General features: G+C 45.5%; 10 protein-coding genes. 9 read left to right on the top strand and 1 reads right to left on the bottom strand.

The window, feature by feature from the left end:
- Positions 1 to 122 precede the first annotated feature (122 nt).
- A complete protein-coding gene (locus tag BHV83_RS10095) occupies positions 123 to 611 on the bottom strand; it encodes a Dps family protein (RefSeq protein ID WP_005638674.1) in 489 nt (162 codons plus the stop codon).
- Positions 612 to 965: 354 nt separating this feature from the next.
- On the opposite strand from BHV83_RS10095, the gene BHV83_RS10090 reads away from it, so the two are divergent.
- The 9 genes from BHV83_RS10090 to BHV83_RS10050 all read left to right on the top strand — a co-directional run.
- Positions 966 to 1892 carry a hydrogen peroxide-inducible genes activator gene (locus tag BHV83_RS10090; RefSeq protein WP_286757466.1) on the top strand — a complete coding sequence of 309 codons (927 nt, stop codon included), beginning with the start codon at positions 966 to 968 and terminating at the stop codon, positions 1890 to 1892.
- A gap of 385 nt (positions 1893 to 2277) precedes the next feature.
- Positions 2278 to 3123 carry a prephenate dehydratase gene (locus BHV83_RS10085; protein ID WP_286757465.1) on the top strand — a complete coding sequence of 282 codons (846 nt, stop codon included), beginning with the start codon at positions 2278 to 2280 and terminating at the stop codon, positions 3121 to 3123.
- The gene (locus BHV83_RS10080; RefSeq protein WP_286757464.1) at positions 3098 to 4285 is read left to right on the top strand and encodes a pyridoxal phosphate-dependent aminotransferase; all 1188 of its coding nucleotides are present in this window, start codon (positions 3098 to 3100) and stop codon (positions 4283 to 4285) included. The genes BHV83_RS10085 and BHV83_RS10080 overlap by 26 nt, the downstream gene beginning before the upstream one ends.
- 87 nt (positions 4286 to 4372) lie before the next feature.
- Positions 4373 to 5443: a bifunctional 3-deoxy-7-phosphoheptulonate synthase/chorismate mutase type II gene (locus BHV83_RS10075; protein WP_005638688.1), complete on the top strand. Its 1071-nt coding sequence runs from the start codon at positions 4373 to 4375 to the stop codon at positions 5441 to 5443.
- A 110-nt stretch (positions 5444 to 5553) separates the two neighbouring features.
- A complete protein-coding gene (locus tag BHV83_RS10070) occupies positions 5554 to 6327 on the top strand; it encodes a prephenate dehydrogenase (RefSeq protein ID WP_005638691.1) in 774 nt (257 codons plus the stop codon).
- 127 nt (positions 6328 to 6454) lie between these two features.
- Positions 6455 to 7003 carry a DUF4833 domain-containing protein gene (locus BHV83_RS10065; RefSeq protein ID WP_046451950.1) on the top strand — a complete coding sequence of 183 codons (549 nt, stop codon included), beginning with the start codon at positions 6455 to 6457 and terminating at the stop codon, positions 7001 to 7003.
- Positions 7004 to 7134: 131 nt separating this feature from the next.
- Positions 7135 to 9213 (top strand): DNA topoisomerase 3, encoded by a 2079-nt coding sequence (locus tag BHV83_RS10060; RefSeq protein WP_122204733.1) that lies wholly within the window; start codon positions 7135 to 7137, stop codon positions 9211 to 9213.
- A 115-nt stretch (positions 9214 to 9328) separates the two neighbouring features.
- Positions 9329 to 9820, top strand: a complete 492-nt coding sequence (locus BHV83_RS10055) for an NUDIX hydrolase (RefSeq protein ID WP_286757463.1) — start codon at positions 9329 to 9331, stop codon at positions 9818 to 9820.
- Positions 9821 to 9840: 20 nt separating this feature from the next.
- Positions 9841 to 10679 (top strand): phosphoribosylaminoimidazolecarboxamide formyltransferase (locus tag BHV83_RS10050; protein ID WP_286757462.1); only part of this gene is annotated, 839 nt, incomplete at its 3' end.

Here is a 10679-nt window from a genome sequence, read left to right as displayed (position 1 = left end):
AGGTTATAACAAAGCCCCAGCTTGTGAAAGTCGGGGCTTTGGGCATAAAAAAAGAAGGTGAGAATTTTGACACACCTTCTTTCCAAACGCAACGAATAAATTATTAATTACTTACACTCTTATTATTTCTTACAGTCGCAAGAAGAGTAAGCCACTAACATCCAAACCAATTTTTCCTGTTCCTTCAGGTAATCGCTCATCAATGCTACTGTCGCCTCGTCTCCGGATTCGGAAGCCAAAGAAAGTAATTTACGTTCTTCGGCAATAAACTGGCCGTAAGTGTCCAGAACGTTTTCCAACGCTTCGTCTGCACAAGATACGCCCGACACCTCCTTTACTTTGGCAACTTTCAGATATTCACTGAATTTGTTAACCGGAACACCACCTAACATCAGGATACGCTCAGCCAGTTCATCTACCTTTTCAGCGGCATCGTTATACATATCTTCGAACTTGCTGTGGAGAACAAAGAAACCGTGTCCCTTAATGTTCCAATGGAAACCGCGAAGGTTTGTATAGAATACCTGATAATCGGCTAATAACTGTTGTAATGCTTCAACTACTTTACCTGCAGCAACTGCATCCAAATGGATATAATCTAATGTCTTCATAATACTTTACTTTTTAATTGTTATACTTTTCGTTTTTCTTGTACTGCAAAGATACATCAGATATAAGTACCTGTCAAACAGATAATTTTTATACACAAATAGATATACTCTATCACACTTCCGGCAGAACGGATTACCAGTCCGATACCGAAGACACAGCATTCGTCGGAATGACACTTTTACACAAATATTCCATACCTGCCTGCTTTTGCTTTCAAAACATATATGCTTTGAACACGAAACATATATGTTTTGAAATCGAATCATATATGTTTCGCATTGCATTTCATGATTTTTTCCTACCTTCGTAAAAATTATCAATACAGAGTCCGTAACAACAAACAAAGAATATTTATGAATATACAACAACTCGAATACATCCTGGCTGTAGACACATACCGCCATTTTGCCAAAGCTGCAGAACATTGCCGCGTAACTCAACCGACATTAAGCATGATGATCCAGAAACTGGAAGATGAACTGGGCGTGAAACTTTTCGACCGCAATATCCAGCCGGTCTGCCCTACCCCTGCCGGCCGTAAGGTGATCGATCAGGCACGTGTAGTCCTCTACCAGACTTCTCTGATTAAAGATATCGTAAACGAAGAAGAGCAATCTTTGAAAGGTACGTTCCGTCTCGCCGTGTTACCGACGATTGCTCCTTATCTGCTTCCCCGCTTTTTCCAGCAAGTATCGGAGAAGCATCCTGATCTGGATATCCGCATTCTGGAAATGCAAACGGCTCCTACAACGAAAGCCCTCCTAAACGGCGAAATAGATGCTGCCATCATCGCGAACCAACCGACGGAGGTGCAGCTACAGGGAGACATCCTATACTACGAACAGTTTTATGCTTACATAGCCCGTAACGAAAGCGTGTTCAAGAAAGAGATGGTCCGCTCCGCCGATATCAGCGACGAACGTCTTTGGTTGCTGGATGAAGGACATTGTTTCCGCGATCAGCTGATGCGTTTTTGCCAAATGGAAAAGGTCAAACTCCGTCAGGCAGCCTATCGTCTGGGAAGTCTGGAGACTTTTATGCGTATGGTTGAAAGCGGCAACGGCGTCACTTTTATTCCGGAACTGGCTACCTATCAGTTAAGCGAACAGCAAAAAGAACTGGTACGCCCGTTTGCTATCCCCAAACCGGCACGTGAAATCGTCTGGGTAACCCGTAAAGATTTTATCCGGCATTCGGTCGCCGGTATTCTGATCGAAAGCATCCGAAAATCTGTTCCAAAAGAAATGCGTACACTGCAAGCGGGGTTGCGAGTGGTCTGAAACGGAATTGTCTTTCATAGGACAGCAAAATTTGGAAAGTCGGCAATTTAAACACATGACCGATTCATGTCTATCTGGCTAAAAAACACCCCTGACGAAATAAATATTTCGGATGCGATGAAAAAAAATATCACTTTATGCTTGTAGTTTCCAAAAAAGCGTTACTTTTGCTGCGTATTTAAAAACAAAGAGACAAAATGAATCGATTTAGCTTTACATATTACTTTTATTACTTTTACTTTAGCAGAGTGAAGGCAGGAGTTTGTATGTAAAGCATTGATGAATGAATGTATATATCAATAACAAAATATGAAGTCCTGCCGGTTTCGGTGGGACTTTTTTGTTATTGAAAATTGAGAATTGAAAAATAATAGATAAAGAGAAGATGAAAAAGAAAGTAGCAATCCAGGGAATAGCCGGTTCGTATCACGATATAGCCGCCCGTAATTATTTCGAAGGTGAAGAGATTGAAATTATCGGTTGCAACACATTCAGAGATGTTATTTCGACCATCAAGAAAGATCCTTCCATTTTGGGAATGATGGCGATCGAAAATACGATTGCAGGCAGCTTGTTGCAAAACCATGAGTTGATCCGTGAAAGCGGTTTGCAAGTTATCGGCGAATACAAACTGCGCATATCCCACTCGTTGGTTGCACTTCCAGGGACCAATATCCACGATGTCAAAGAAGTCAACTCTCACCCGATCGCCCTAATGCAATGTACCGATTTCCTCGATACGCTACCTAACGCAAAAGTGGTCGAGAAGGAAGATACCGCCATGAGCGCCCGGTGGATTTCGGAAAACCAACTGAAGGGACACGCCGCCATCTGTGGGAAACTGGCCGCCCAGATCTACAACATGGAAGTCCTTGCCGAAGGGATCGAGACAAACAAACGAAACTTCACCCGCTTTTTGGCAATAGCCGACCAATGGACGGCAGACGAGATGCTCAAAGGTGAAGACAAAAACAAAGCGTCGGTCGTTTTCGCTCTCCCCCACACAGCCGGCAGCCTCTCCAAAGTTCTCTCCGTCCTTTCCTTCTACGACATGAATCTTTCTAAAATACAATCCTTGCCAATCATCGGCCGCGAATGGGAATATCTGTTCTATATCAATCTGACATTTACGGACTACCTGCGCTACAAACAGGCATTGGATGCTATCAGACCATTGACAAAAGACTTAAAAATATTAGGTGAATATGCAGAAGGAAAACAAAGTGTATAACATTACCCCCGCTAATCGCGTAGGTAGCGTACAGGAATACTACTTTTCCAGGAAACTGAAAGAAGTAGCCGAAATGAACGCCGCTGGTAAAAATGTGATCAACCTCGGCATTGGCAGTCCCGATCTTCCCCCTTCGGAACAGACAATCGAGACATTGTGTGAACATGCTCGTAAGCCGAACGAACATGGTTATCAGCCGTATGTAGGTATTCCTGAACTGCGTAAAGGATTCGCCGATTGGTATAAGAAATGGTATGACGTGGATCTTGATCCGAAAACAGAGATCCAACCGCTGATCGGTTCCAAAGAGGGAATCCTGCACATATCGCTGGCATTCTTGAATCCGGGCGATGGCGTGCTGGTTCCCAACCCCGGCTATCCGACCTATAGTTCGGTTAGCAAACTGGTTGAAGCCAATCTGATCCCTTACAAACTGAAAGAAGAATTAGGCTGGCAACCGGACTTCGAAGAACTGGAAAAAATGGATCTCTCGAACGTCAAACTGATGTGGACCAACTACCCCAATATGCCGACAGGAGCTAATGCCAGCATGGAACTGTACGAAAAACTGGTCGCTTTCGGAAAGAAGCACGGAATCATCATTTGCAACGACAACCCGTATAGTTTCATTCTGAACGAACATCCGTTAAGCATCCTGACCGTACCGGGAGCCAAAGACATCTGTATAGAAATGAACTCCATGAGTAAAGCGCACAATATGCCAGGCTGGCGTATGGCAATGCTCGCTTCCAATGCCCAATTCGTACAGTGGGTCCTGAAAGTAAAAAGCAATATCGATTCCGGACAGTTCAAGCCGATGCAATATGCGGCCGTCGAAGCATTGAGCGCACCGAAGGAATGGTATGACAATATGAACCGTGTATACCGCAGTCGCCGTGATCTCGCCGGACAAATCATGCACACGTTGGGATGCGAATACGACGAAAAGCAGGTAGGTATGTTCCTTTGGGGGAAAATCCCAGCCGGAGCAGAAGGCAGCGAAGCAATAGCCGACAGAGTCCTGTACGAAGCCAACGTATTTCTAACGCCGGGATTTATCTTTGGCAACCTGGGCGAACGTTACATCCGTATCTCGCTCTGCTGTAAAAACGAGACATTGGAAGAAGCTTTGAAGAGAATAAAAAAGATTTATGATTTATAGTTTATGATTTATGTATCACCATCCAATCATATTCTCAAATCATAAATCATAAACTATAAATCATAAATTACAAATCATCATACAGTCATGGAAATGGAATTAGAATCAATCATGTTACCCGGTATAGACCCGCAACGTCCTATTGTAATCGCCGGTCCGTGTAGCGCTGAGACAGAAGAGCAAGTAATGGAAACGGCCAGAGGAATCGCAGACAAAGGCATCAAGTTGTTCCGCGCAGGAATCTGGAAACCTCGTACCAAACCGGGTGGATTCGAAGGAATTGGTGCAGAAGGCTTGCAATGGTTGAAACGGGTAAAAAAGGAAACAGGTATGTATGTGGCTACCGAAGTGGCAACGAAAGACCATGTTTTCGAAGCATTGAAAGCAGGGATCGACGTGTTGTGGATCGGAGCCCGTACAACGGTTAATCCGTTCGCCGTACAGGAGATCGCCGATGCACTGAAAGGAGTAGATGTTCCTGTCTTGATCAAGAACCCGGTCAATCCGGATTTGGAACTGTGGATCGGAGCTTTCCAGCGTCTCTATGGTGCCGGTATCCGTCGTCTGGGAGCCATCCATCGCGGTTTCAGCTCTTATGATAAGAAGATGTACCGCAACCTCCCGCTCTGGCATATCCCCATCGAACTTCGTCGCCGCATGCCGAACCTGCCTATTTTCTGTGATCCGAGCCATATCGGAGGCAAACGCGAACTGATCGCTCCTCTCTGCCAGCAGGCTATGGACTTGAGTTTCGATGGTTTGATCATCGAATCGCATTGCAACCCCGATTGCGCTTGGAGCGACGCTTCACAGCAGATCACACCGGATGTATTGGATTACGTTCTGAATTTATTGGTTATCCGCGACTCCAACCAGACAACGGAAAACTTGGCTGAACTCCGCCGCCAGATCGATGGTATCGACGAACAACTACTGGAACTGCTGGCTAAACGTATGCGTATCTCCCGCGAGATCGGCGTGTACAAAAAAGAGCACAATATGCCAATCCTGCAATCACCGCGCTACAGCGAAATTCTGGAAAAGCGTTCCAATATGGGTGAACAGATGGATTTGAGTACGGACTTTGTAAAAGAAATCTTGAAAGAAATCCATGAAGAATCCGTCCGCCAGCAGATGATCATCATGAATGAACAATAATAATAATGTGCCAATGAGCTAATATGCCAATTTGCCAATGGGACATTCTCTTTAATTGGTACATTGGCACATTATTATGGACACATTAATACATTAAACAATTACTGATAATGAAAATATTGATATTGGGTGCAGGGAAGATGGGATCTTTCTTCACCGATTTACTTAGTTTTGAACATGAAGTAGCCGTACTTGAGAGCGATCCGAAACGGATGCGTTTCATATACAACGCCCTTCGCCTACAGAAGCCGGAAGAAGTTGCCGAATTCAAACCCGAATTAGTCATCAATTGCGTGACACTAAGCTATACGATCGAAGCATTCAAGAGTGTCATGCCTTACCTGCAGCCATACTGTATCATCTCGGATATCGCATCGGTCAAGACACACCTGAAAGAATTTTACGAAACATGTGGCTTCCCGTATGTTTCTACCCACCCGATGTTTGGTCCGACATTCGCCAATTTGGGACAACTGGAGAAAGAAAATACGATCATTATCTCCGAAGGGGATCATCTGGGAAAAATATTCTTCAAAGATATCTATTCCAGCCTGCGCCTACATATCTGCGAATATACTTTCGAAGAACATGACAAAGTCGTGGCTTATTCGCTCGGTATTCCGTTTGCATCCACAATGGTATTCGCTGCCACGATGAAACACCAGGATGCTCCGGGTACAACTTTCAAACGTCACATGAAGATAGCCAGAGGCCTGCTTTCCGAAGACGACTATCTATTGACGGAAATCCTTTTCAACCCGCGCACACCTCATCAGATCGCACGCATCCAAGAGGAACTGGATATCTTGCAGGAAATTATCAAAAACAAAGATTCGGAAAGAATGAAAGAATACCTGACCAAGATCAGGAAGAATATCGAATAATACAGTTCAATACACCGCTTTCCAAGATACAATCTGGTAACAACAAATCGTTCCACAGCTGTGAGTCGTCCAGCTCACACTTGTGGAACAACTTATTTAATGACTTCATACCATAAAACAAACGATCATGAACAACATCATCCACTTTATGGCAAGACTATCATTGCTATATTCCCTGTTATGGAGCATTTCCATTCACGCTTATGCACACAGCCGAGATACCGACCCAAACTCCACATATCCGACACCGGACCGTCTTTTCCACATTGCACGTAGCTTGAACCGCAACCTCGTCTGTTATGATGCCAACCAAACCAATGGCAAACTAGACACCAAAGAACCCATAAAAGTTTACTGGCTGAACCGAGAAATGGAACCGGGAAAAACTAACGGACTAAGTTTCATACAAAAAAAGATGGCCTACGGTTACAAAGTGGTTTCAATAGCAGAACATACTTGCACGATTACCCTAACGGCTTATCCGGAAAAGAAACTGACGATCTGTAGGGAGGGAGATCACTTCGTCTGCCATGTCAAGATAGACAACCGGCAGGCTATCCTACAATCTTTGTATGTCAAGGCCAGCCCCAACAATCCGCTAAATGTGGAATACGTGGAACTGCAAGGCATAACAACCGATACTGGCGTCCCTGTTACGGAAAAGGTCAGCAAATAAAAAAGAAATACGGTTGCTATCAACTACACAGGTCTTTGAACTTTTTTGCAACTATTTTGCAACTAAAAAATGTAAAAACCGCTTGAAAAGCGTATTTTTGTCCTTGTATTTCAAAAAAGAGTGTTTTACGGATGAAGGTATGTATAGCTGAAAAGCCCAGTGTAGCACGCGAAATTGCAGAAGTTCTCGGGGCAACCAAAAAGATGAACGGGTATATTGAAGGAAACGGGTATCAGGTAACCTGGACTTTCGGACATCTGTGCACTCTCAAAGAGCCCAATGATTATTCAGAGAACTGGAAACGATGGAGTCTAGCTTCCCTCCCAATGATCCCGCCTCGATTCGGGATCAAGCTGATCAGCAATCCGACATACGAACAGCAATTCAAAACAATCGAAGAACTGATGCAGAATGCCGAAATGGTTATCAACTGCGGAGATGCCGGCCAGGAAGGAGAACTGATCCAGCGTTGGGTGATGCAAAAGGCTGGCTGTAAATGCCCGGTCTACCGCCTATGGATATCTTCGTTGACAGAAGAAGCGATCCGCGAAGGTTTTCAACATTTGAAAGAACAGTCCGACTTCACCAAGTTATACGAAGCCGGTCTTTCCCGTGCCATCGGTGACTGGCTGTTAGGGATGAACGCAACGCGCCTTTATACGCTTCGCTACGGACAAAATCGGCAAGTGCTTTCCATCGGACGAGTACAGACACCTACCCTTGCACTCATCGTAAACCGACAAGCCGAAATAGACAACTTTAAGCCGGAACCTTATTGGGAACTGAAAACAGTTTACCGAAACACTACTTTCTCGGTTACCAAAGGCAAATTCACGAAGAAAGAGGAAGGGGAAGCTTTCCTGGAAATAGTCCGGCAAAAAGAATTCACCGTCACCGACATATCAGAAAAGAAAGGGAAGGAATATGCTCCCCGCCTTTTCGACCTGACTTCGTTGCAGGTGGAATGTAATAAGAAATTTGCTTTCACGGCTGACGATACGTTGAAGCTGATCCAGTCGCTATACGAAAAGAAAGTGACAACCTACCCGCGTGTCGACACCACTTTTCTAAGTGACGATATCTATCCTAAAGTTCCCAACACACTTAACGGCCTGGTTGACTATATCGACCTGACGGCCTCGCTGTTGAAAGCGAAAATACGGAAAGACAAACGTGTATTCGACAACTCGAAGGTGACGGACCACCATGCCATCATCCCAACCGGTGTACCAGCACGTAACCTGACGGACAACGAACGGAAGGTGTACGACCTGGTGGTCCGCCGTTTCATCGCAGCTTTTTACCCAGACTGCGAAATCTCGACTACTACGGTATTGGGTAAAGTCGACAAAGTAGATTTCAAGGTAACAGGCAAACAGATACTGAAACCGGGATGGCGCGTTGTGTTCGGAGCAGAGCAGAAAGACTCGGACGCCGAACCGTCAGATGAAGAAGGCGTACTGCCGGATTTCGTAAAAGGAGAAAGTGGCCCCCACAAACCGACATTAGGCGAAAAATGGACACAGCCGCCCAAACCCTACACCGAAGCGACATTGCTCCGCGCCATGGAAACAGCCGGTAAACTTGTGGACAATGACGAATTGAGAGACGCATTGAAGGAAAACGGTATAGGCCGTCCTTCCACCCGCGCCGCCATCATCGAGACTTTATTCAAACGCAATTATATCCGCAAGGAACGCAAGAACCTGTTTCCTACAGCTACCGGTGTGGAACTCATCGACACGATACAGGAAGAGCTGCTGAAAAGCGCCGAACTGACCGGTCTTTGGGAAAAGAAACTACGACAAATCGAACGGGGCACCTACGAAGCCCGTACTTTTTTGGAAGAGCTTAAGCTGATGGTCCATCAAGTAGTGATCAACGTCCTCTCCGACCAGACCGGACGCACCATCACAATCGAGCAGGCTGCTCCGGAGAAGCCCCAAGCCGAAAAGGAGCCGAAAGGGAAAAAAACGCGCAAACCGCGTGCCAAGAAGGAAAAGACTGCCGGTCAACCGGAATCAACAACCGTTCCCGTAAAGCCAGTATGCCCGATCTGTAAGAAAGGTAGCATCCTGCGTGGAAAAACGGCTTACGGCTGTTCCGAATATAAAGATGGTTGTACTTTCCGCATGGATTACGCCACCTATGGTGAAGGATTGTCAGATGAGGAATTAGTGAAGGTGATCAGTGGAATCGGAAAGGATTAAACCGACAAATTGGTTTACACTTTCTTTACGATAAATCAGCACGTGAAAACATAATTAATAAAGAACTACAAAGTATTTTAAAACAAAATGGGGTTTAATAATTAATCTAAAATCAATGAAAGAAGAATGGTTTCCTTTGGTCGATGAAAAGGGAGAGACAATAGGAAAAGCAACCCGTAAGGAGTGCCATAGCGGATCGAAAATGTTACATCCGGTAGTGCACCTGCATATTTTCAATAAAGCAGGTGACCTCTACCTACAAAAGCGTTCGATAAACAAAGATATCCAACCCGGTAAATGGGATACTGCAGTGGGGGGGCATATTGACTACGGAGAAACGGTCGAAGATGCCCTTCACCGGGAAGTACGGGAAGAATTGGGGATAACAGATTTCATCCCGCAATTCATCACCCGTTATGTATTCGAATCGGCTATAGAAAAAGAGTTAGTCAACACCTACCGTACCACTTACGACGGTCCGATCATCCCTGACCCTTCCGAACTGGACGGTGGACGTTTCTGGTCTCCTTCCGAAATCCTCGAAAATATGGGAAAAGGAATTTTCACACCCAACTTCGAAGGGGAATATAAACGGTTATTCATGTAAACTACAAAAACACTAAAACAATGGCAAAAGAATTAGAACTCAAGTACGGCTGTAACCCCAACCAGAAGCCGTCGCGCATTTTCATGCAGCAAGGGGAGCTGCCCATAGAAGTCTTGAACGGACGTCCCGGATATATCAACTTCCTGGATGCTTTCAACAGTTGGCAATTAGTAAAAGAACTGAAAGAAGCAACTGGACTGCCCGCCGCCGCTTCCTTCAAGCACGTAAGTCCGGCAGGGGCCGCCGTGGGTATCGAGATGAACGATACGTTGAAGAAAATCTATTTTGTGGACGATCTTCCACTCACTCCGCTTGCAACCGCCTATGCTCGCGCCCGCGGTGCCGACCGTATGTCGTCCTACGGCGACTTCATCGCACTCAGCGACATATGCGACGAAGCGACTGCACGCCTCATCAACCGCGAAGTTTCCGATGGCGTCATTGCTCCCGATTATACGTTGGAAGCGCTTGAAATCTTGAAAAATAAACGGAAAGGCACTTATAATATCATCAAAATCGATCCAGACTACTGCCCCGCTCCTATCGAACACAAAGATGTTTTCGGCATCACATTCGAACAGGGACGTAACGAGATCAAATTAGACGAAAACCTGCTAACCAACATCCCGACCCTGAACAAAAATTTCCCAGACGAAGCGAAACGCGACCTGATCATCGCCCTTATCACACTGAAATATACGCAGAGCAACTCAGTCTGCTACGTTAAGGACGGACAGGCCATCGGTATCGGTGCCGGCCAGCAAAGCCGTATCCACTGTACCCGTCTGGCGGGCAACAAGGCAGATATCTGGTACTTACGCCAGCATCCGAAAGTAATGAATCTGCCTTGGATCGAGAA

It is taken from the genome of Parabacteroides sp. merdae-related_45_40 (assembly GCF_001915675.1).
Note: the sequence above shows the minus strand (reverse complement) of the source record. Positions and strands in the feature narration are given on the sequence as shown.